The organism is Pseudoalteromonas sp. SWYJZ19, assembly GCF_015864375.1.
In the GTDB taxonomy this organism is placed as follows: domain Bacteria; phylum Pseudomonadota; class Gammaproteobacteria; order Enterobacterales; family Alteromonadaceae; genus Pseudoalteromonas; species Pseudoalteromonas arctica.
Genome location: NZ_JADYXI010000013.1, coordinates 110928 through 132146, shown reverse-complemented (window position 1 = coordinate 132146; position 21219 = coordinate 110928). Strand labels below are relative to the sequence as shown.

General features: G+C 37.8%; 24 protein-coding genes. 14 read left to right on the top strand and 10 right to left on the bottom strand.

Going from position 1 to position 21219, the window contains the following annotated elements:
* Positions 1-144 precede the first annotated feature (144 nt).
* Positions 145-684: a chorismate--pyruvate lyase family protein gene (locus tag I6F45_RS13965; RefSeq protein ID WP_165741436.1), complete on the top strand. Its 540-nt coding sequence runs from the start codon at positions 145-147 to the stop codon at positions 682-684.
* Positions 681-1559, top strand: coding sequence for a 4-hydroxybenzoate octaprenyltransferase (gene ubiA / locus I6F45_RS13960; protein ID WP_165741433.1), 879 nt, complete (start codon positions 681-683; stop codon positions 1557-1559). Before I6F45_RS13965 ends, ubiA begins: the two co-directional genes overlap by 4 nt.
* Before the next feature lie 37 nt (positions 1560-1596).
* Here the strand turns inward: ubiA and I6F45_RS13955 are convergent, their stop codons facing one another.
* From I6F45_RS13955 to I6F45_RS13945, 3 genes are all read right to left on the bottom strand, one after another.
* Positions 1597-2217 (bottom strand): 2OG-Fe(II) oxygenase, encoded by a 621-nt coding sequence (locus tag I6F45_RS13955; protein ID WP_007584723.1) that lies wholly within the window; start codon positions 2215-2217, stop codon positions 1597-1599.
* Positions 2218-2309: 92 nt separating this feature from the next.
* Positions 2310-3194, bottom strand: a complete 885-nt coding sequence (locus I6F45_RS13950; protein ID WP_007584725.1) for a LysR family transcriptional regulator — start codon at positions 3192-3194, stop codon at positions 2310-2312.
* A 377-nt stretch (positions 3195-3571) separates the two neighbouring features.
* Positions 3572-3994 (bottom strand): DUF2721 domain-containing protein, encoded by a 423-nt coding sequence (locus tag I6F45_RS13945; protein ID WP_007584730.1) that lies wholly within the window; start codon positions 3992-3994, stop codon positions 3572-3574.
* A gap of 75 nt (positions 3995-4069) precedes the next feature.
* Here I6F45_RS13945 and I6F45_RS13940 point away from each other — a divergent pair, with 75 nt between their 5' ends.
* From I6F45_RS13940 to tsaD, 3 genes are read left to right on the top strand one after another with little or no spacing between them, the layout of a single operon-like run.
* On the top strand, positions 4070-4423 hold the full coding sequence (locus I6F45_RS13940) for a putative signal transducing protein (protein ID WP_010554404.1): 354 nt from the start codon (positions 4070-4072) through the stop codon (positions 4421-4423).
* The gene (locus I6F45_RS13935; RefSeq protein ID WP_007584732.1) at positions 4416-5006 is read left to right on the top strand and encodes a YjaG family protein; all 591 of its coding nucleotides are present in this window, start codon (positions 4416-4418) and stop codon (positions 5004-5006) included. Before I6F45_RS13940 ends, I6F45_RS13935 begins: the two co-directional genes overlap by 8 nt.
* A 38-nt stretch (positions 5007-5044) precedes the next feature.
* The gene (gene tsaD, locus I6F45_RS13930) at positions 5045-6058 is read left to right on the top strand and encodes a tRNA (adenosine(37)-N6)-threonylcarbamoyltransferase complex transferase subunit TsaD (protein WP_010554406.1); all 1014 of its coding nucleotides are present in this window, start codon (positions 5045-5047) and stop codon (positions 6056-6058) included.
* 174 nt (positions 6059-6232) lie between these two features.
* Here tsaD and plsY read toward each other — a convergent pair whose 3' ends face one another.
* Positions 6233-6844 (bottom strand): glycerol-3-phosphate 1-O-acyltransferase PlsY, encoded by a 612-nt coding sequence (gene plsY, locus I6F45_RS13925; RefSeq protein ID WP_165736229.1) that lies wholly within the window; start codon positions 6842-6844, stop codon positions 6233-6235.
* A 230-nt stretch (positions 6845-7074) separates the two neighbouring features.
* On the opposite strand from plsY, the gene folB reads away from it, so the two are divergent.
* From folB to I6F45_RS13910, 3 genes are read left to right on the top strand one after another with little or no spacing between them, the layout of a single operon-like run.
* Positions 7075-7434: a dihydroneopterin aldolase gene (gene folB / locus I6F45_RS13920; protein WP_007584738.1), complete on the top strand. Its 360-nt coding sequence runs from the start codon at positions 7075-7077 to the stop codon at positions 7432-7434.
* Positions 7435-7923, top strand: coding sequence for a 2-amino-4-hydroxy-6-hydroxymethyldihydropteridine diphosphokinase (gene folK / locus I6F45_RS13915; protein ID WP_007584740.1), 489 nt, complete (start codon positions 7435-7437; stop codon positions 7921-7923).
* On the top strand, positions 7920-8720 hold the full coding sequence (locus I6F45_RS13910) for an undecaprenyl-diphosphate phosphatase (RefSeq protein ID WP_197160829.1): 801 nt from the start codon (positions 7920-7922) through the stop codon (positions 8718-8720). Before folK ends, I6F45_RS13910 begins: the two co-directional genes overlap by 4 nt.
* A gap of 63 nt (positions 8721-8783) precedes the next feature.
* Here I6F45_RS13910 and I6F45_RS13905 read toward each other — a convergent pair whose 3' ends face one another.
* Positions 8784-9572: a hypothetical protein gene (locus I6F45_RS13905; RefSeq protein ID WP_165728432.1), complete on the bottom strand. Its 789-nt coding sequence runs from the start codon at positions 9570-9572 to the stop codon at positions 8784-8786.
* 251 nt (positions 9573-9823) lie between these two features.
* On the opposite strand from I6F45_RS13905, the gene mpl reads away from it, so the two are divergent.
* Genes mpl through trmB form a run of 5 tightly spaced genes read left to right on the top strand, consistent with a single transcriptional unit; the run spans position 9824 to position 14169 of the window.
* Positions 9824-11179, top strand: a complete 1356-nt coding sequence (gene mpl, locus I6F45_RS13900) for a UDP-N-acetylmuramate:L-alanyl-gamma-D-glutamyl-meso-diaminopimelate ligase (RefSeq protein WP_197160827.1) — start codon at positions 9824-9826, stop codon at positions 11177-11179.
* A 1-nt stretch (position 11180) separates the two neighbouring features.
* Positions 11181-11801, top strand: a complete 621-nt coding sequence (locus I6F45_RS13895) for a flavin prenyltransferase UbiX (RefSeq protein ID WP_007584746.1) — start codon at positions 11181-11183, stop codon at positions 11799-11801.
* Entirely contained in the window at positions 11801-12730 is a 930-nt protein-coding gene (locus tag I6F45_RS13890) for an ABC transporter ATP-binding protein (RefSeq protein WP_024594076.1), read from the top strand. The genes I6F45_RS13895 and I6F45_RS13890 overlap by 1 nt, the downstream gene beginning before the upstream one ends.
* Positions 12731-13498, top strand: a complete 768-nt coding sequence (locus I6F45_RS13885; protein WP_007584748.1) for an ABC transporter permease — start codon at positions 12731-12733, stop codon at positions 13496-13498.
* The gene (gene trmB, locus I6F45_RS13880; RefSeq protein ID WP_197160825.1) at positions 13498-14169 is read left to right on the top strand and encodes a tRNA (guanine(46)-N(7))-methyltransferase TrmB; all 672 of its coding nucleotides are present in this window, start codon (positions 13498-13500) and stop codon (positions 14167-14169) included. The genes I6F45_RS13885 and trmB overlap by 1 nt, the downstream gene beginning before the upstream one ends.
* A gap of 6 nt (positions 14170-14175) precedes the next feature.
* On the opposite strand, the gene I6F45_RS13875 is transcribed toward trmB, so the two are convergent.
* Positions 14176-16059, bottom strand: a complete 1884-nt coding sequence (locus tag I6F45_RS13875) for a bifunctional diguanylate cyclase/phosphodiesterase (RefSeq protein WP_197160823.1) — start codon at positions 16057-16059, stop codon at positions 14176-14178.
* Positions 16060-16323: 264 nt separating this feature from the next.
* On the opposite strand from I6F45_RS13875, the gene panP reads away from it, so the two are divergent.
* A complete protein-coding gene (panP, locus tag I6F45_RS13870; protein WP_024594075.1) occupies positions 16324-17949 on the top strand; it encodes a pyridoxal-dependent aspartate 1-decarboxylase PanP in 1626 nt (541 codons plus the stop codon).
* A gap of 67 nt (positions 17950-18016) precedes the next feature.
* On the opposite strand, the gene serA is transcribed toward panP, so the two are convergent.
* The 4 genes from serA to I6F45_RS13850 are packed head-to-tail and all read right to left on the bottom strand — an operon-like array spanning position 18017 to position 21126.
* Positions 18017-19246, bottom strand: a complete 1230-nt coding sequence (gene serA / locus I6F45_RS13865; RefSeq protein WP_007584756.1) for a phosphoglycerate dehydrogenase — start codon at positions 19244-19246, stop codon at positions 18017-18019.
* 9 nt (positions 19247-19255) lie between these two features.
* Positions 19256-19909, bottom strand: coding sequence for a ribose-5-phosphate isomerase RpiA (gene rpiA / locus I6F45_RS13860; RefSeq protein ID WP_007584757.1), 654 nt, complete (start codon positions 19907-19909; stop codon positions 19256-19258).
* A gap of 53 nt (positions 19910-19962) precedes the next feature.
* Complete coding sequence (locus I6F45_RS13855; protein ID WP_197119060.1) at positions 19963-20559, bottom strand: 5-formyltetrahydrofolate cyclo-ligase; 597 nt, start codon at positions 20557-20559, stop codon at positions 19963-19965.
* Between the two features lie 18 nt (positions 20560-20577).
* Positions 20578-21126, bottom strand: a complete 549-nt coding sequence (locus I6F45_RS13850) for a hypothetical protein (protein WP_197142433.1) — start codon at positions 21124-21126, stop codon at positions 20578-20580.
* Positions 21127-21219 lie beyond the last annotated feature (93 nt).

The window sequence follows — 21219 nt, the reverse complement described above, 5'->3', positions numbered from 1 at the left end:
TTTCTTAAAACTTGTTACAAATAGTTTATACTTAATAGTGGGTAATAAACAGCGCCAAGCAATTATTTATGGTTATAAAACATCACTTTTTCAAAAGCTTTGGCAATGGTATCATCTCGTTGTTTTTTATTTTGTTGAGCTATTGTGATTACTTATCCTCTGTCTATATCTGCTAATTGGCAGTCCACTTCATATGTAAGTGATTTATCTCCTCTAGAGCAAGAATGGCTTTTTGAACCTAATTCTTTAACTGCTAAATTAAAAAGTAAATCACAAATTTTTAGTGTAAGAGTATTGAGCGAACAGTTATTTACTTTAAGTCTAGAGCAAAAGTTATTACTAAACTGTAGCGCTAAAACAGCGATTAATAGAGAAGTACTCTTATTGTGCGATAACAAACCTGTGGTATACGCACAGAGCTGGCTTCCTAAAAATGATTCGAGCAATCCTTTGCACAATATGGGTGAACGACCTCTTGGTGATGTGATTTTTCAAGACCCAGCACTAAAACGAACGGATATAGAAATTGCTCATTTTGATGCCAAGCACCCCGTTCAGCAATTAGTTGCAAAATTAAACCTACCCGAAAAAAACTTACTAGGCCGTCGAAGTGTATTTGCACTCAAAGAATATAAATTTTTAGTGTGTGAAGTGTTTTTACCAGGAGCATATTTATACTCATGAAATTAGCCGTTTTAAAGCCAAAACATATTTCTTACTATATACAGCTAATGCGTATAGATAAGCCCATTGGTACCTTGTTATTACTTTGGCCAACATACTGGGCTTTATGGCTTGCTAATAGTGGGATGCCGAGCTTACTCAACTTTATTATATTTACGCTGGGCGTTGTTGTTATGCGAAGTGCAGGGTGTGTAATTAATGATTTTGCAGATAGGAAAATAGACGGCTCTGTAAAACGCACAGCTCAGCGGCCGCTAGCTTCAGGGCGGGTTAGTAGTGGTGAAGCACTTAGCCTATTTTTACTGCTCATAGTTATTGCGTTTATTTTAGTATTAATGCTTAGCGTTAATACTCTTTTGCTTTCTTTTGGGGCTTTGGCTTTAGCTTTTTGTTACCCCTTTATGAAGCGCTATACACAATTACCACAAGTTGTTTTAGGGGCTGCATTTGGTTGGGCTATTCCAATGGCGTATATGGCTTCAATAAATGCATTACCGCAGCAGGCATGGTTATTATTTATAGCCAATATTTGCTGGACAGTCGCTTATGACACTATGTATGCGATGGTTGATAGAGATGACGATTTAAAAATAGGGGTAAAATCAACCGCTATTTTATTTGGTAAATTCGACCGCCACATAATCTTTTTACTTAATGCTGTATTTATAGCGCTGGTTGCGTTTATTGGTATAAGTAATCATTTAAGTGTCGCGTTTGGCGTTGGTTTGAGTGTAGCAGCTGGTTTATTGGCATATCAACAAACGCTTATTCATAAACGTGAAAGAGATGCCTGCTTTAAAGCGTTTTTAAATAATCATTATGTGGGCTTGGCTATCTTTATGGGGTTATTACTTTCATACCCAATAGCATTTTAAAGCCTTAATAAAGGCTGTTAAAATTCGCTATTTAGAGCTATCGGGGTGGATCAATAATGCCGCTAATAGAGGCGTTTTTTCTAAACCATCCAGCAATAGAATAGCGTTCGTCAACTGCAGGAAGCACTTCATGAGCAAAACGTTCGCTTTCAAACATAACCAATGTGCCAGCAGTTGGTTTAATGGTTATTTCTACTTCTTTACTTTTAGGTTTATATATAACAAGTTCGCCACCTTGCTCTGGCGTATTTAAATAAAGCACCGTTGTAAATACACGATTAGATCGACCTTTAAATGCATCTAAGTGTTTTTTATAAAAATCACCCTGTGTATATTTTGCATAATGGCATTCGTAATCAAATAGCCCCATAAAAAAGCTACGATTTAACGTGGTTTTTATACTTTGCATTATTGCTTGATACGTAAGCTGTGCTTGAGAGCTGCCGTCAAACCAATAGGTTTTGTCAGTACGAATAGTTTTATCTATTTGTAAGTTATTTAATCGACCAATACCGGCAAGGCTAAAGTGGGGGTTTATACGGTGACAATCTGCAACTAAATCGTTAACTAAATCGGCAATAAGCGCGTTATGAATTACGGTGTATCCTTGGCGTTCTATATCATCTAAATAGACATCAGGACCAAAAAGTGTGTTCATTCACATCAGCTGTTTAAAAAAGGTGCGACAGTGTAGCCGAAAAGCGATTTAAAGCTACTGTTTATTGTGCCGCACTTTTTCAAAAAGAAGGGTTAGTTAAATGCAGCTCCCGCTTTTTTTATAAGCGACAGCAAGTGCTCTACATGTTCGGTAATAGATGTTTGTTGGCTTGTTTGTACAACGAGTTGTTCGTGATTTAAATCTTTATTTGTTTTTAGTTGCACGAGTTCAGAGTTCTCTGCGATTGTGTTTGCATGCTCAATGCTTGCTATAGCAAAGTGATCTGATTTAACTACACCAGCCATTACTTGCTCAATGCTACCCACTTTAATACTTGATGATTTATTTAAAGAATCAATTGCTTCATTAAGCATAGTTTGCACTTGTTTAGATTGAGAGAAGCAGCCAAACATAGGGTAGCTATCAAGATTTTGCTTACTTATATCGTTTTTATGTGCAAGAGGGTGATTTTTTGAAACAAATAATACAAGCTGATCAGGTAAGTGAATGTCACTGCCAATACTATTAATAGCTTGAGAGTATACACTTATGTCTATTTCACCTTGTTGGAGTCTGCGTGTTAGCTCTTGTTGATCTTGTAACTGCATTTCAATTTTTATATGAGGATATTGAGCTAAAAACTGTCCACAAGAAATAGGTACTATGCTGCTTGCCTTATTGGTATAGCCAATAACAAGTTTTTCATTAGCATTACCGTTTACTGATTGAAAAATCCGTTTTTTCGTTAGCTCAAGTTCCGATAGAGTCGTTTTAGCATATTCAAGGAAAAGTTCGCCTTCAGGCGTTAATTTAACAGAACGAGTTGAGCGTTTTACTAACTCATATCCCATTTCATTTTCAAGTGTTTGAATGCTGCGCGTTAGCGCTGAAGTACTAATTTGGGTTTGTTCAGCAGCTTGTCTAAAGTGACGTAATACACCAAGTGCTACAAATTGCTCTAATTGTTCAAATCTCACTTTATAGTCCCTTTTTATAAGTAAGTCGCAGATACCACGGATATCAAATATATTAATTTTTATTCTAAAGTTTAGTAAAATTCTATATTGAAATACGGTTGCAAGTTCATACGTGTTTCCAGCAGGATACCCCCCTTTTAGTATTAATTAAAGAGGAAAGCGACCAAATAGTATTACTTTTTTAATTGATAACTAGTTGTTTATTGTGTTTTGTCTATATTTTTGCAATTAACTATCTAGGCAAAGTTATTTTAACTCAGTGGGTTAGTTAGGAGGTTGGAGTTTAATTGTTCTAATTAATAAAAAAGTACGCCCCAAGATAGGGCGCACATATAACATGATTATGACAAATAATAGGGTGTTTTATCTATGAGAGTTTATTTTACAAAATTTCTATTTATTCGGCTGCTTAATGGTTTATTTTCAATGCTTTGTAGTTCTATTTCAATCGCATCACAGGAAATATGTATTTCGAATAAAGACGTTAATAACGATAAACTTAAGCAAGCTAAGCTAATGCCAAATAAAATAATCCCTGTGGTATTAAATTCAATAAATAAAGCAAACATCGAAAATGTACACAGTAAAAAAGAGGCTACGCCGTATACCTGCATTGTTCTGATTAAGTTTATTCGTTTACGTAAGTTAGTGATTTGAGCGACTACAACAGGTCGAATAGATTCACCTTCGCGCGCATTTAACTCCCTAATTAATTGCGCTAAAACTAAAAATCGGTTTGTATAGGCTAATAATAGCAGCGATATGGCTGGAAAAAGTAAGCCCGGGGTTGTAAGTGTCATGTTTATTCCTTAAAAGTGCAGCATGCTAATAATTTAGCGTAGGATATTGTTAACACAAAATAAATGAGGTGAATATTGCAAAATATTAATAATAAAAATTCAACTGATAGCTCTTTTCAATGGGTTACAATTTATAAAGCCGAAAATACCCTTGAAGCTAATATTATTAAAGGTTTAATACAAACCAGTGGCATTGAATGCAAAATAAAAGGTGAGATGCTCCAAGGCGCATTGGGAGAAATTCCATTTGATCAAGCACAAGTTAGTGTGCAGGTTTATGCGATAAAAGAGCGCCATGCGCGCCAAATATTGGTAAACTATCAACAAGTAAAACAATCCGCTCCAGATTGGGTATGCCCTAACTGTAATGAGCATAATGGATCAACATTTGATTTTTGTTGGTCGTGTGAGACGTTAAAGAATGACTAAAGCAAATAATTTTCAGCGTATTAGAGAGCTTAACTATTTACAAAAAGCTGTTTTGGCAAGTGCTTTAATAGAGCGAATGCTGCCAAATTACGGTTTATTTAGCGAAGCAACGGGGTTTGGTGATGAAACCTTACTTCGTAATTCGCTTAATGTTTGTTGGGAAAAAATATTACTGCCTAAAAGTAAAATAGATCTCGAAAAACAAGTTGAAAAAATAGAACCGAATGTTCCTGAACTTGCTGATTTTGATATGTTTGGTACTTACCCTGCTATTGATGCTGCAACGTCTTTACTTAGCTTAATGCATGGTTTAATGGCGCAAGATGAGCAAGAGTTCATTAGTGTCAGTAAAATATCTCAAGCAACAGTGGCCCGCTTTATTGAATATCAAATGACGGTTGAAGGTGAGGTTGCTGATAACACAGCAGTTAGAGAACATCCATTAATGCAATACGAAATTGAAGTATTAGGTGAGCTAATTGATTTTGTAGAAAATATGGGGCGTATTACCTCTGATAGCGTGAAGGCACTTAAAAAGTTTGCCCTAGAAGATGGCCAAACAAATATTGGCCTTACGTTATAAAAACAGCGAAGTGAAATTTTAAAGGCAGGAGAAGTACAGTGCGAATTTTAGGCATTGAATCGTCATGCGATGAAACAGGTATTGCAATATACGATGACGAAAAAGGCTTGTTAGCTCATCAATTATACAGCCAGGTAAAAGTACACGCTGATTATGGCGGTGTAGTACCGGAACTTGCATCGCGCGATCATGTTCGTAAAACGCTACCACTTATTGATGCTGCATTTGCACAAGCGGGTTGCGGCCCAGAAGATTTAGACGGTATTGCTTATACTGCAGGCCCAGGTTTAGTTGGAGCATTATTGGTAGGTACTTCTATTGGTCGTTCATTAGCATACGGTTGGGATATTCCAGCTGTTGCTGTTCATCATATGGAAGGGCATTTACTTGCTCCGATGCTTGAAGAAAATATTCCTGAGTTTCCGTTTATTGCATTGCTTGTATCGGGTGGTCATACCATGATGGTTAAAGTAGCGGGTATTGGACAATACGAAGTACTAGGTGAGTCAGTTGATGATGCCGCAGGCGAAGCATTTGATAAAACCGCTAAGTTACTTGGTCTTGACTACCCAGGTGGCCCGCGCTTAGCTAAAATGGCCGAACAAGGCGTTGCTAAGCGCTTTATTTTTCCTCGCCCGATGACCGACAAACCAGGTCTTGATTTTAGTTTTAGTGGTTTAAAAACTGCAGCATCAATCACTATTCGTGAAAATGACGACGACGATCAAACTAAAGCTGATATAGCGCATGCATTTCAAACAGCGGTTATTGATACGCTGGTTATTAAGTGCAAGCGAGCGCTTAAACAAACAGGTATTAAGCGTTTAGTAATCGCCGGTGGCGTAAGTGCAAATACACAGCTTCGACTGCAGCTTGAACGCGTAATGAAAGGTATGAAAGGCGAAGTTTTTTATCCGCGTACTGAATTTTGTACCGACAACGGTGCAATGATTGCTTATGCAGGAATGCAACGATTAAAAGCAGGTCAGTTTGCAAGTCTTGATATGAAAACAAAACCTCGCTGGCCAATAGATAGCCTTGAGCCTATTTAATTATACCAATTGCATTAAATTAGTGATCTATTATAGCGATAAGAAAATAGCTCAATAACAAGGCTAAAATTATGATACATAGTTGTTCTATATAAATAATTTTTAACGTAGTTAGTGAGTTATTTAATACGCTAGAATGATTATGTTTTTAATAAAATTGGTATTACTCTTACATTAACTGTTTTCGTTTTCATCAGTGGGTGCTTTTTTAGCGCCTACTTTTGGTTCTTCCCCACTAAATAATCGAATAATATTAGTACGGTGACGAAATATAATTAACAACGTGATAAAAGTAACGGGAAGAGTATAAAGTGGTTTTATTAGCCATGTATATAAGGGCGCTAAAGATACAGCTACAAGCGCTGCCAGTGATGAATAGCGTGTTATTGCCACTATAACTAACCAAGTGCACACAAGTAAACCAGCCAGTGATAAGCCAATAGGTAATAATGAGCCAAATGCCGTTGCTACGGCTTTACCGCCTTTGAAGCTAAAAAACAGTGGGTACATATGGCCTAAACAAGCAGCTACTGCGACTAAACCAAGCTCTAAAGGTTCAACTTCTAAAAAATAAGCCCCCCATACCGGAATAGTGCCTTTTAAAATATCAAACACTAAAACCAAGCAAGCCGGAAATGCTCCGCCTAATCTATAAACATTTGTAGCCCCTGGGTTGTTAGAACCACTATTACGAGGGTCAGGGAGTTTGAACAACCGCGACACTAAAATAGCCGACGAAATCGACCCAAGTAAATAAGCTAAAACAAACATTAAAGTGGCTAACACACGCTTCCTTATTTTTTAATTGCTATACCAATTGATAGTACTTTTAAGCTATTATTGGCAGCAAAATTTATCGTGAAAATTATTAACAGGCTATTTAATAGCTAGTTTGGTTATTTTGCTATTGTAGAAGTTATTTTCACATATTTAAACACTGGCTAAACCATATACAGTATTAATTTTATTGATGCTTTGTATAGTTGCTTAGTCGTTTGTTGTTATTTGGAGTATCAATGGATAAGGTTTTTATATCTCAATTGCACGTCGACACTATTATTGGAGTGTACGACTTTGAAAAAGAAAGTAAACAGAGCCTTTATTTTGATATTGAAATGCTTAGTGATATTAAGCCTGCAGCCGAAAATGACGATATTAATTTAGCACTGGATTACTCAAAAGTAAGCGAACGCGTTATTAAGCACTGCACTGCAAAACCTGTTGAGTTGCTAGAGACTTTGGTTGAGCAGTTGGCTGAGATTATTTTAAGCGAGTTTAATACGCCACAAGTTACTATAAGAGTAAGTAAACCAGCAGCAGTAGCACAAGCACAAACTGTGGGTGTTGAAATTACACGTGTTAAGGCAACTGACTAAATGGCTCAAATTTATATCAGCCTAGGGTCAAATATAAATAAAGCGCATTATATACAATGTGCATTAATTGCACTTAAGCAGCACTTTGAGCACATTGTGCACTCGTCTGTTTTTGAAAGTGAAGCAGTTGGGTTTGCTGGCAATAATTTTTATAATTCAGTAGTTGGCGCTACAACTGATATGTCGCTTGCTGATGTATGCGCTTTATTAAAACAAATAGAGCGTGATAATGGGCGTACAGCGAACGACAAAAAATTTAGTCCACGAACGCTCGATTTAGATTTACTGTTTTATGATGATGTAACTTGCGATTCCCCAGCGCAATTACCACGTGATGAAATAACTAAAAATGCATTTGTATTACAACCTCTGAGTGAGGTTGCCCCAGATTTTTATCATCCTGTAGCTAAGCAAACGATTGCGCAGTTATGGAATGAATATAATAACCCTCAACAAAAGCTATGGAAGGTGGAGTTTTCTAACCTATGAGTATTATCGAAATAATTATTTTAGCCCTCATACAGGGATTTACTGAGTTTTTACCAATATCGAGTTCTGCGCATTTAATTCTCCCATCGCAAATTTTAGGCTGGGAAGATCAAGGGCTTGCGTTTGACGTAGCAGTACATGTTGGTACTTTAATAGCCGTTGTTATTTATTTTCGTAAAGAAGTAGTAGATATACTAAGCGCATGGTTTAAATCTTTTGGTAAGCAAGGCACTACCGATGACAGTAAATTAGGCTGGTGGATTATACTAGGTACAGTGCCTGCCGCTATTTTAGGTTTACTTTTAAAAGACTTTATTGAGTTATATTTGCGAAGCGCTTGGGTAATTGCTACTACCACCATTGTATTTGGTTTGTTGCTTTGGTACGCGGATGCAAAAGGGAAACAAATTAAAACTATTTATCAGCTCAATTGGAAAACGGCACTTATCATTGGTTTTGCACAAGCTGTTGCAATGATCCCGGGTACTTCTCGATCAGGTATCACGATGACCGCTGGTTTAATGTTGGATATGAATAAGCAAAGCGCAGCGCGTTTTTCGTTTTTACTAGCGATTCCGATTATTTCTATGATGGGGCTTTATTATATTGCAGAGCTTGCACTGGGTGACCATGTAGTTGATTGGAATACATTATTGCTTGGTGTGGTGCTATCGTTCTTATCGGCTTATGCATGTATATTTATGTTTTTAAAAGTAATAGAGCGAATGGGTATGTTGCCATTTGTAATATATCGTTTATTACTCGGTGTAGGTTTGATTGTATTTTTAACGCTATAAACAAACTTAATTAGTAAAACCAAAAAAAGCACCTTTAGGTGCTTTTTTGGTTTTAAACTCAGCTTATAAATTTAATAAATAAGCTTCAATAAAGCGGCGTTGGTTAGCGGCTTTTGGCGCTGTTTTAAATATAAGTGTATTACCATTTTTACGTAGTTTTAGCTCATTAGTAAATTTACATTCGATAGCATTGAACTGAGCTATGTCGTTTTTAAAACTTTGGTCTTTTTCGCACATGTATGCCATTTCGTTTGCAACTTGTGCACAAAATGAACCCACTGGATATTCTTTTAGGTTTTCATCATCAATGCTTTCCCAATCAACATTGGTATTTATTTTTAATCCGCATTGCTTATCTATTTCGCTATTAGCGGCAGCTATATTTTTTTGTTGATACCCTAAATGCTTTTCACGATTAAACTTCGCTAGTTTAGCTTGAGTACCTTTATTTAACTGTTGATCGTATTGCGCTTTTAAGTCTTCAACAATGGCAGGGTTTGACTCTTCTTTTTTTGATAAGTAAATTCCATCACGAGTGTCTGGAATATAAAGATTGTAAGAGCAACAGCGGTAGCCTTCCTCAACACTTACTAAACTTCTTTGTGTACCATCGTAAGTATATTTGTAAGCTTTATTACTACCATGAGGTTTTAATTCGGTTAAAAATACAATCCCATCAATATCATGGTTTATGCCTGTTACTTTTACTAAAGCTTGTTTTTTATCTGTTGTTGGGGCAATAACAACATTAACGCCTTCGCCCGAACTTAGTTCTATTGGGTACTTAGCAAATTCCAAAGCAAAGCTTTTTTGACTAAGTAAAATACAGGCTATAAAGAATAGTTTTTTCATATTAAGTCCTTTTTAAGTTTTAAAGTTATACAGCAAGCTGGTTTATAACATTGATAATAATTGATTAAAAGCAATACAGGGTAGGTGAACGTGCCTATTTTTTGATTTTTAGCGTTTAAAAAACTAATTAACGTGTTTTTGGCACGAGTGAATTGTGCAGACGTACATAGTAACTAAGCACGAATTTTGGCATTATAGCGCCATTAAACTTTGCATAGCTGTAAAGTGAGCATACGATTTAAGGAAAGTATATGCATATACATATTTTGGGCATTTGTGGCACGTTTATGGGTGGTATTGCAGCCATTGCTAAATCATTAGGTCATAAAGTAACGGGTTCTGATCAAAACGTTTACCCACCAATGAGTACGCAACTTGAAGAGCTTGGCATTGAACTGACTCAAGGCTACGACGTATCTCAATTAGAGCCAAAACCAGATATGGTAGTTGTCGGTAATGCAATGAGCCGTGGTAACCCGTGTGTTGAATATGTGCTTGATAAAGGTCTGCCTTACACCTCAGGCCCTGAATGGCTTAAACATAATTTATTACAAAAATCGTGGGTACTTGCTGTAGCGGGTACGCATGGAAAAACAACCACAGCAAGTATGCTTGCGTGGGTTTTAGAGTATGCAGGTTTAAAACCAGGGTTTTTAATTGGCGGCATAGTCCAAAATTTTGGTGTATCGGCAAAAGTGGGTGAAACGCCATTTTTTGTTATTGAAGCCGATGAATACGACACTGCTTTTTTTGATAAGCGCAGTAAGTTTGTCCATTACCTTCCACGTACACTTATTTTAAATAATCTTGAATTCGATCACGCTGATATTTTCGAAGATTTGAACGCAATAAAAAAACAATTTCATCACTTAATGCGTACATTACCTCAAAGCGGCAAGGTAATTTGGCCAAAGCAAGACGTAGCGCTTAATGACGTAATAGCACAAGGGCTTTGGAGCGAAAGCGAAACGCTAGGCGATGATTGGAGCTATGAATTAATAAAAGCCGATGGTAGTGAGTTTAATGTACTTTTAAATAACGAAAAGCAGGGCACTGTTTGCTGGCAAGCAATAGGCGAGCATAACGTTAAAAATGCAATTATGACTATCGCAGCAGCGCGTCATGTGGGTATAGCTGTTGATCATTGTATTGATGCCTTAGGAGAATTTATTAGCCCTAAAAGGCGTATGGAGCTAAAGGCTGATATTAATAATATTAAGGTGTATGACGATTTTGCGCATCACCCAACAGCAATTAAAACTACGCTTGCAGGACTGCGCGCAAAAGTAGGTGATGAAAAAATTATCGCTATTTTAGAGCCGCGCTCAAACACGATGAAAATGGGCGTGCACCAATATACATTATTAGATTCACTGCGTGATGCTGACGACGTACTACTTTTTGAACCAGAGAATCTAAATTGGTCGCTAAAAGAGCAAGCAGATAAAGCAGGCATGCAGTGCTTTAGCAGCACGCAAACAATTATTGATACGGTGCTTGAAAATATTGAGCCTAATCAACATATTTTAATTATGAGTAATGGCGGTTTTAATGGCCTTCATCAACACCTTGTTGATGGTTTAGCTGATAAATACAGCGGAGAATAGTGTGCAATTTAAAGATAGAATTACGCTCGCTTTTAGCGGTGCATCAGGTGCGCCTTATGGTTTAAGGTTACTTGAAGTATTGCTTGAACAGCAATTTCAAGTTTACGTACTTATCTCAAGTGCAGCGCGAGTGGTGCTTGATACAGAATCAAATATTAAGCTCTCTGGTAACGAAGATAAAGCCACTGAGCAGTTAAGTACGCTGTTTAATGCTAAATCTGGGCAGTTAAAAGTATACGGTAAAGATAACTGGTTTAGCCCTGTGGCATCGGGCTCTGCGGCACCTAAAAAAATGGTGGTATGCCCGTGTAGTGCAGGATCGGTTTCTGCAATTGCGGTAGGGGCGTCAGATAATTTACTAGAACGCGCCGCCGATGTTGTAATAAAAGAACGCGGGCAGCTAATTTTAGTACCGCGCGAAACACCATTTAACGAAATTCATTTAGAAAACATGCTTAAGTTATCTCGTTTAGGGGTAACTATTATGCCAGCAGCACCTGGTTTTTATCATAAGCCACAAAGTATTGAAGACTTAGTCGATTTTATGGTGGCAAGAATTTTAGATCATTTAAACATTGAACATAACCTAACAAAACGTTGGGGTTATGGTGAGGGTAAGTAATGGTTAAGCAAAATATTGCTTTAAATATAGAAGGCCTTACTAAGGTTTATAAAAATGGTGTTGAGGCCATTAAAGGCGTTGATTTACAAGTTTACGAAGGTGATTTTTTCGCTTTGCTTGGCCCAAATGGAGCTGGTAAATCAACCACTATTGGTGTTATTTCCTCACTTGTTAATAAAACAAAAGGCAAAGTAGAAGTATTCGGTTGCGATATTGATACTGATTTAGAAGCCGCAAAAGCGCATTTAGGCTTAGTGCCGCAAGAGTTTAACTTTAGTCAGTTTGAAACGCTTAGCCAAATACTTGTTAATCAAGCTGGTTATTACGGTGTTCCACGCGCTGAAGCCCATAAGCGTGCTGATAAATACCTAGCTCAACTTGGTTTACTTGAGAAAAAAGACAAGCAAGCGCGTACGCTTTCAGGTGGTATGAAACGCCGCTTAATGATTGCACGTGCGCTTATGCACGAACCAAAGTTGCTTATACTTGATGAGCCAACAGCAGGTGTAGATATAGAGCTTCGTCGCTCAATGTGGGATTTTTTACGCCAAATAAATCAGCAAGGCGTTACCATTATTTTAACCACACATTACCTTGAAGAAGCAGAGTTACTGTGTAAAAACATTGCGATTATCGATAATGGTCGAATTGTTGAAAACACCACAATTAAAGCACTGCTTGCAAAGCTTGATAAAGAAACGTTTATTTTAGATTTAAAAACGCCTGCAAATCCTGTAACGCTTGATGGCTATAAATTTACCATGACAGACGATCGCACTGTTGAGGTGGAAGTTGCTAAATCACAAGGGTTAAATGCTGTGTTTAGTGCATTAACAGCTCAAGGTAATACTGTATTGAGTATGCGAAATAAAGCAAACAGACTAGAAGAGTTATTTGTAGGATTACTAGAGCAAGGGCGGGGCGAATAAATGTTTAAATATGGCGTAGCCTTAAAGAGTTTATGGATTAAAGAGTGTATTCGTTTTTTACGTATTTGGGTGCAAACCTTAGTACCGCCAGCAATTACAATGAGCTTATATTTTGTTATTTTTGGTAACTTAATTGGTTCACGAATTGGCGATATGGGCGGTTTTAGCTACATGGAGTTTATTGTACCGGGCCTTATAATGATGTCGGTCATTACCAATTCCTATTCCAACGTAGCCTCTAGTTTTTATTCAACAAAGTTTCAAAAAAGCATTGAAGAGCTTTTAGTTGCACCTGTACCTAACTACATCATTGTTCTAGGCTATATGGGTGGCGGTATGACGCGCGGTATTATGGTGGGCTTTATAGTTACCTGTGTATCGTTATTATTTGTTGATATTCAAATTCATAATATTTTTGTAATTATGGCAACGGTTATTTTAACCTCAGCCGTGTTTGCTTTAGGTGGCTTAATTAATGCGATTTACGCAAACAGCTTTGACGATATAAGCATTATCCCCACCTTCATATTAACGCCACTAACTTACTTAGGCGGTGTATTTTATTCAATTACGTTGCTGCCTGAATTTTGGCAGAATGTATCACAAATCAACCCTATAATTTATATGGTTAACGCATTTCGTTATGGCTTTTTAGGTGTGTCGGATGTTGATTTGAGCGTGGCTCTTGGGGTTATTTTAGTATTTATAACAGCGTTATTTACATTAGCGCTTACATTGATCAAAAAAGGTGTGGGGCTAAGACACTAATGAGTGATGCAAATTCACGTAGTATTGTATCTAATCAAGCGGGTATTCACGAAAAGCTTGATGAAATAGTAAATAAGCACTTAGATGCTGAATTTAAAAAGCCAATTGCAGCACACACCCAAGCCGCATTTGACGAGGTTAATGCTAAAGTACAAGCCTTTAGTGGCCCGCTTATTTTAGACTCGTGTTGTGGCGTAGGTGAAAGCTCAGCTAACTTAGCTAAGCGCCACCCAGATGCACTTATAATTGGTATTGATAAATCGTCGCACCGATTAGATAAGCACGATGTTGAATATAAGCAAACCGACAGTGGTCAGTACATCTTAGTGCAAGCAGACTTAAATGACTTTTGGCGTTTAGCGGTAGCTGCTAATTGGCAACCTACGCACCATTATTTGTTGTATCCAAACCCGTGGCCTAAATCTAAGCATATTCGTAGGCGCTGGCATGGCGCAGCTATTTTTCCATTTATTGTTAAGTTAGGTGGAAAATTAGAAGTACGCAGCAATTGGGATATTTACGTTAAGGAGTTTGCTCGGGCGCTCGAATTAACAGGCAACCCTTGCGATGTAACGCTTTATGAGTCAGACGATGCCATTACGCCTTTTGAGCGTAAATACTGGGCCAGTGACCAGCAAAGCCACCGACTCGTTATTAACTTACCTCGCTAAAGTAAGTTAAAGTGCTAATTCTTCTTCTATAACCGTACTAACATGTGACACTGGGTGGGCAAAGTAGTTGCCTTGCATTAGTACCACATTCGCTTTTTTAAGTGCGGTTACTATGGTTGCATTTTCTACCGACTCTGCCATTAATTGCAAACCAAGTTGATTAGCAAAACTGGCTATATGTTCAATAAATAAATAGATATCTTTGTCATTCACTATTTGCTTTATTAGTGCGCCATCTAGCTTAATACCATCTACTTCCAGCTTAAGTACGTTTGATATATTTGAATAACCACTACCAAAGTCATCAATAATAACCTTAACGCCTTTCGTTTTAACCATTCCAATAAATGCTTTTACCTCAGAAAAGTTGGCAATAGCTTGGGTTTCTAAAAGCTCTAGTGTGATATTACCAGGATGCGGGTAGCGCTTAAGTTCGTCCGCAATAAACTCGCTTAAATTAGGGTCGAGCATATCTTGTGCTGTTATATTTAAACTCCAGCAAATATCGGTTTTTCTAAAGCGACTAACACATTGTGAAAATATAGTACGGGTAAGTATTCCGTCCATTCTTGATCGAGTAACAACATTTAAAAATGCATCAGGTTTCAACACTTCCCCTTGCGCCGTTACCATTCGAGCTAAACATTCGTATTGAACAACTTTATTGGTATTAGTATCAATAATAGGTTGAAAGTAAGGCACAATACGGTTGTTATCAAACGCTTCACGTACTTCTTTAGCCATTTCCACATTGTATTGATATTGTGTTTTTACATCGTGTAGTGCTTTTGAGTAGTTAACGACGTTGTGTCTACCTTGCTTAGCCTGTAGGGCCGCTATATGCGCGTTTTCAAGTAGTAGCGATTTATTGCCACTGGCAATACCTGCACATAGAGTTATATAAATAAAAGGGTCAGTTAACACTGGGGTATTAAAGTTATATGTTTTTACGAGATCGGTAAATTCGTCATTACTCATTTCTTTAGGCGCGAGTAATACTATTTTGTTGGTTGCTAGTCTGTATATATGGCAATGCGCAGAGCTTCTGAGTTTAAAGTGAATAAGTAAGTTTTTCATTACTTTATCACCCACTTCAGTGCCGTAGAAACTGTTTATATCTTCTATTTCATTAACCCAAATAACGGCTAACTGCATGTGATGAGCATTACTTTTTTTAATAAAGTACTCAAGAGCAATATGATTTGAAAAACCAGTACTTGAGTCAGTTGCTAACGAGCGCTTTAGTAAATAAATATATATGGCGGCAACAAGTATCGCGATAAAAAAGAAGAAGCTAGCCATTGCAGCTGCTTTTGATACGCTTTCTTTAAGTTTCTCGTTTAAATTGTAAATAGTTATATCGGCACCCGTTAAATAGGTATTGCCGTTAATAGGGTCAACGTAAGGAATAAAAATAGTTTTAAAGTGGCCCCACTGATCGCTCGATATTTCAAATACAGGCTCGGTTGAGTAAAAAGCACTTATATTGGCATCGGTAGCTTCAGGGTAGAGATCTAAAAATTGAGTTACTTTGCCATTATTCTGATCGTCTTGCGTGTAGCTTGATGAGCTAAAAAGAACCTTTCCGTCTTTTAAAATCATTGAATACACATAAGCAATATCAAGTGCTTGAGCAAACTCAGAGAGCTGTTTACTTTTATCTTGATAGTAAGAAAAACTTATGTTGTCGCCTTGATTAACCGCACTTAAATAATCCTCACCTAAAATATGTTTAACGCTGGTGGCGGCGTTAAGTAAGCGATTATCAACCGACTGCATTATTTCGGCACGCGTGGTTTGGTAAGTGTAGTAAACGTAGGTAAGCAAGCTTATTAAAAACAAGCTAAAGCCTGCCACTATCCAACTAACCTTTACTCTTCCTTCTGGCATATGTGTCCCTTTTTTGTTATCAAATTTATTATACCCAAAATAAGTAAATGCCCAATAAATAATTATGTTTAGTCGAATTTTAATTAAATTATCATTTTTTTGTCATCGCTTTGATTGCTTTTATAGGTTTAAACGAGACATTTTAGTTATATTGCAGTAAAGTTAGCGCAATTTTTAAAGAAACACGATTGCTCTAAATGTCCTAATAAGTAGGCGTTTTTGATGGGTAAGCGCGTGTTTTAGCTACACACACTAGGTATTGAGATGGATCAAAAGCGTTGTGCCGTCGCCTCTAAAGAAAGCCTTAAGCGTATATTTACTGTACCTGAAGCGCCAGACTCAACTTTAAGCAAAATCGAGCTTGAAATTTCGAGTAATTTAGCAGGTTTTCTAAACGAAAATATAGCGGCAATTGAAAAACCATTACATGAAATCGAAAAAGATTTTCAGTCGGCAGTGATCCCAGAGGATCCAACGTTTGTATCTGCTTATGCCCAAGACATAATGGAGCAACTTGTTGCACATTCTGTGCATACAGCTGCGCCTAGCTTTATTGGTCACATGACCTCTGCCTTGCCGCATTTCTTATTACCGCTGTCAAAATTGATGGTAGGGCTAAATCAAAATCTAGTAAAAATAGAAACGTCTAAAGCGTTTACGCCTCTTGAGCGTCAAGTGCTTGGAATGATGCATCATTTAGCTTATGGGCAAGAAGATTCATTTTATTCTAAATGGATGCACAGTGCTAAAACCTCATTAGGTGCATTTTGCTCTGGTGGAACGGTTGCTAATATTACTGCGCTTTGGATTGCTCGAAACCGCTTATTAAAACCCGATGGCGATTTTAGAGGTATCGGCGCACAAGGCCTAATTGCCGGTATGCTGCATTACGGCTATAAAGGTTTAGCAGTATTAATATCAGAACGCGGACATTACTCATTAGGTAAATCGGTTGATTTACTCGGTATTGGCCGCGATAACTTAATTGGTATTAAAACCTGCGAAAATAATAAAGTTGATGTAGGAGCTATGCGCGAAAAAGCACGTGAGCTTGAATCGCAAGGCATTAAAGTAATGGCGATTATTGGGGTAGCGGGTACAACCGAAACCGGTAATATTGACCCACTTGATGAAATGGCCGACTTAGCACAAGACATTAACTGCCATTTTCATGTAGATGCTGCATGGGGAGGAGCGACCCTTTTATCGAACACGCATCGCCCTTTACTTAAAGGGATTGAGAGAGCAGATTCAATTACCATCGACGCACATAAACAAATGTATGTACCAATGGGAGCGGGCTTAGTTTTATTTAAAGATCCCGCTGCAACTGATGCAATAGAGCATCACGCTGAGTACATATTACGTAAAGGTTCAAAAGACTTAGGTAGCCACACGCTAGAAGGCAGCCGACCTGGTATGGCAATGTTAGTACATGCTTGCTTACGTGTTATTGGTCGTAAAGGTTACGAAATGCTGATTGATCGAAGCATCAAAAAAGCACATTACTTTGCTGATTTAATTAAGGCTGATGAAGACTTTGAGCTTATTTCGGAGCCTGAGTTGTGCTTATTAACGTATCGTTATGTACCTAAGCAAATTAAACAAGCAATAGCCGATGCTGATGCAGCAACTCGGTTAGATATTTTTGCTTCACTGAACCGTTTTACTGCCAGTATGCAAAAACGTCAGCGAGAGTCTGGTCGCTCATTTGTATCACGTACTCGTTTAACGCCTTCTAAATACGACAATCAACCAACAGTTGTATTTAGGGTGGTACTAGCTAACCCGCTTACTTCAGGTGCTATTTTAAAAGAGATATTAGCTGAGCAAAAAGAGTTGGCAGCAACAGATCCGGTATTCAAAAAATACTTAAGAAAGTATATGTAATCTAAATACAAAAAAGGGTCACTTAATGAAGTGACCCTTTTTGATATTAGAATAGCTGATTAAATTACTAATGCAGAATACGTGCTCTAATTGTACCCTCAACAGCGCTTAGTTCTTTAAGTGCTACTTCAGATTGATCTGTATCTACATCAATAACTACATAACCAATAGATGCGTCTGTTTGTAGGTATTGCGCAGCAATGTTAATACCGTGCTGTGCAAACGCTTGGTTAATTTGCGTTAGTACACCAGGGCGGTTGTGGTGCACGTGTAATAAACGGCTACGATTAGCAAGCTCTGGTAGTGATACCTCAGGAAAGTTAACAGCTGTAATAGTTGAGCCATTATCTGAGTATTTAGCCAGTTTACCCGCTACTTCAATACCAATGTTTTCTTGCGCTTCTTGTGTAGAACCACCAATGTGCGGCGTTAAAATAACATTGTCGAATTGGCGCAGTGGCGATACAAATTCTTCATCGTTAGATTTTGGCTCAGTAGGGAACACATCGATTGCTGCACCACTTAGTTTTTTCTCTGTTAGTGCTTCTGCAAGTGCATCAATATCAACAACAGTTCCGCGTGAAGCGTTGATCAAAATAGATCCCTGCTTCATAACAGCAAGTTCTGCACTACCAATAAGATTTTTAGTTTGCGGTGTTTCTGGTACGTGTAAACTAATAATATCAGAGCGTTGTAACAGCTGAGTTAGGTTGTGAACTTGTTTTGCATTACCGAGTGATAATTTATCTTCGATATCGTAAAACTCCACATTCATACCGATGTTTTCAGCCATAATACCTAGCTGAGTACCAATGTGACCGTAGCCAATAATACCTAAAGTTTTACCACGTGCTTCAAACGAACCATTTGCTGTTTTTAACCAGCCACCACGATGAGCCGCTGCATTACGCTCTGGAATACCGCGTAATAAAAGTAGGATTTCACCAAGTACAAGTTCAGCAACTGAACGAGTATTAGAAAATGGTGCGTTAAATACAGCAATACCGCGTTCGCGTGCTGCATCTAAATCAACTTGGTTTGTACCAATACAAAAACACCCAACAGCAACTAGCTTGTCAGCTGAGTCTAATACGGCTTGGTTAATATGAGTACGAGAACGAAGTCCTACAAAGTGAACATCTTTAATGCGCTCTTTTAATTCGTCCTCAGGTAAGGATGTTTTAACGTAGTCGATATTGCTGTAACCGTTACGTTTTAGCGTTTCAACAGCGCTTTGGTGAACACCTTCAAGCAAGAGAATTTTAATTTTGTCTTTTGCTAACGATACCTTACTCATAACCTCATCCTATTTAATTTGTGGCCCATTTTTAGTACCGATAATCACTTTATCAGCACCACGCATTGCAAATAGGCCGTTGGTAACTACGCCAACAATTGAATTTATTTGTGCTTCAAGTTGTTTAGCATTGGTAATTTTTAAGTTAAATACATCTAATATAACGTTACCGTTATCGGTAACTACGCCTTGGCGATAAACGGGGTCACCACCAAGCTTTAATAATTCTCGTGCAACGTAGCTGCGAGCCATTGGAATAACTTCTACCGGAAGCGGGAAGTCGCCTAATGTTTTTACTAATTTGGTGTCATCTACAATGCACACAAATTGTTTAGCTACAGCGGCTACTATTTTTTCGCGAGTGAGGGCTGCACCGCCACCTTTAATCATTTCGTTTTGGGCGTTTATTTCGTCAGCGCCGTCAACGTATACATCTAAAGCAGCAACGTTATTAAGCTCAAATACTTCAATACCTAACGCTTGTAAGCGCGCGGTTGAGGCTTCTGAGCTTGATACAGCGCCTACAATAGTGTCCTTTACTGAGCCAAGGGCATCAATAAAGTGATTAACAGTAGAGCCTGTACCCACACCTACAATAGTGTTTTCTTTTACAAACTCGAGTGCTGCCCAAGCAGCTGCTTTTTTTAATTCGTCTTGTGTCATTGCTTTGTGCTCATGTATGTCAGAAATATGCGGTTAGTAACTAAATTTAAATGTTACCAACAGTATGTTTTATCTGGGGTGATAATGGTTTTAAGTGGTACATCCCACGACTCGATTGGTAGAGCCTCAACTTTTTGGCATTCATGTGCAAGGCCAATTAGTTGTGGTTTTTGCCAATTTTGTTCGTGTAAACGTGCCAATGTCCGGTCGTAAAACCCACCTCCCATTCCTAGGCGATTACCTTGTTTGTCAAATGCAACTAATGGCATAAGGAGGTAATCAAGCACTGGTAATGGGCATATTTGAGAGCAGTTCAGCTTAGGCTCCAAGATACCATAGCGATTTGCTCTCATGGGTGAGTTTTTCTCATAGCGCTGAAATAGTAAATTAGCGCCATTGAATGGGTGTATTATAGGTAGGCAAACAGTATGGTTTAAACTCCGTAATTCTTTAATTAACAATGAGGTGTCGAGTTCTCCATCGTTACTTAAGTAAATGGCAATATGCTTTGAATTCGTTGTTTTTTCGCTTTTTAAATGTTGAATAAAATTCATTTTTAGCGATTGCGCAGCAATTATTTGCTGATTATTTGACAAGTTTTTACGGGTATTACGAATTTCTGCTCTTATTTTTGCGCGTTTATTACTCATTAAATTAATTAGCCATTCTTAAAAAGAGAATAAATCGGGAAAAATTAAAAAAACAGCCAGTACGACTAGCAAAATTGTGGCAGTTGCAATCAATGAATATAAAAGTAAGTTACTGCGTTTTTTAGGAGGCGCTAAATCATCATCTAGCATTAGATCGTCACCTTGCCATTCGTCAATACTTTCGTCTGGTGCTTTTAATTGAGCTTCAGGAAGTCGTTGCTCTAACTCGTCTAGCTTTTCTTCAAGGCGAATTAAGCTGCTAGTGATGTAATCGAGTGCATCAAAAATACGTTCGTCACGTTGGTTGTTATTTGCAGCAGGGTTTGAGCCATTTTGAATGATGTTTGAAACAGCTTGAAGCTTACTTTTAATGCCTAAGCCTGCTAGTAACTTAGCCTGTTTTAACGCTTTGTCTTTATCGCTTGGTGCAAACAGTGGCTTACCTTTAAAAAAAAGAGCTACTTTTTCATCTGATGTTTTTAATTTTGCAGCTAAATTTGTACATGCTATTTTTATGTCAACGTTATCGGCAAGTCCTGCAAATATAACGCGAAAGTTATCGGCCATTTAACTGTCCCTAAAGCTTTTATAATGAAATGAGTATATACCTAAAGTACAAAAGAATTCGAGGTCGATTTAATAGTTATTTTGTAGACGCGC

Bases quoted from the DNA above. Each gene is read 5' to 3' on its own strand.
- I6F45_RS13850 (WP_197142433.1), bottom strand. From the start codon at position 21,126: ATGGCCGATAACTTTCGCGTTATATTTGCAGGACTTGCCGATAACGTT.
- folK (WP_007584740.1), top strand. From the start codon at position 7,435: ATGGCTCAAATTTATATCAGCCTAGGGTCAAATATAAATAAAGCGCAT.
- ubiA (WP_165741433.1), top strand. From the start codon at position 681: ATGAAATTAGCCGTTTTAAAGCCAAAACATATTTCTTACTATATACAG.
- I6F45_RS13875 (WP_197160823.1), bottom strand. From the start codon at position 16,059: ATGCCAGAAGGAAGAGTAAAGGTTAGTTGGATAGTGGCAGGCTTTAGC.
- folB (WP_007584738.1), top strand. From the start codon at position 7,075: ATGGATAAGGTTTTTATATCTCAATTGCACGTCGACACTATTATTGGA.
- I6F45_RS13935 (WP_007584732.1), top strand. From the start codon at position 4,416: ATGACTAAAGCAAATAATTTTCAGCGTATTAGAGAGCTTAACTATTTA.
- trmB (WP_197160825.1), top strand. From the start codon at position 13,498: ATGAGTGATGCAAATTCACGTAGTATTGTATCTAATCAAGCGGGTATT.
- I6F45_RS13945 (WP_007584730.1), bottom strand. From the start codon at position 3,994: ATGACACTTACAACCCCGGGCTTACTTTTTCCAGCCATATCGCTGCTA.
- I6F45_RS13955 (WP_007584723.1), bottom strand. From the start codon at position 2,217: ATGAACACACTTTTTGGTCCTGATGTCTATTTAGATGATATAGAACGC.
- I6F45_RS13910 (WP_197160829.1), top strand. From the start codon at position 7,920: ATGAGTATTATCGAAATAATTATTTTAGCCCTCATACAGGGATTTACT.
- serA (WP_007584756.1), bottom strand. From the start codon at position 19,246: ATGAGTAAGGTATCGTTAGCAAAAGACAAAATTAAAATTCTCTTGCTT.
- panP (WP_024594075.1), top strand. From the start codon at position 16,324: ATGGATCAAAAGCGTTGTGCCGTCGCCTCTAAAGAAAGCCTTAAGCGT.
- I6F45_RS13855 (WP_197119060.1), bottom strand. From the start codon at position 20,559: ATGAGTAATAAACGCGCAAAAATAAGAGCAGAAATTCGTAATACCCGT.
- I6F45_RS13890 (WP_024594076.1), top strand. From the start codon at position 11,801: ATGGTTAAGCAAAATATTGCTTTAAATATAGAAGGCCTTACTAAGGTT.
- I6F45_RS13905 (WP_165728432.1), bottom strand. From the start codon at position 9,572: ATGAAAAAACTATTCTTTATAGCCTGTATTTTACTTAGTCAAAAAAGC.
- mpl (WP_197160827.1), top strand. From the start codon at position 9,824: ATGCATATACATATTTTGGGCATTTGTGGCACGTTTATGGGTGGTATT.
- I6F45_RS13885 (WP_007584748.1), top strand. From the start codon at position 12,731: ATGTTTAAATATGGCGTAGCCTTAAAGAGTTTATGGATTAAAGAGTGT.
- rpiA (WP_007584757.1), bottom strand. From the start codon at position 19,909: ATGACACAAGACGAATTAAAAAAAGCAGCTGCTTGGGCAGCACTCGAG.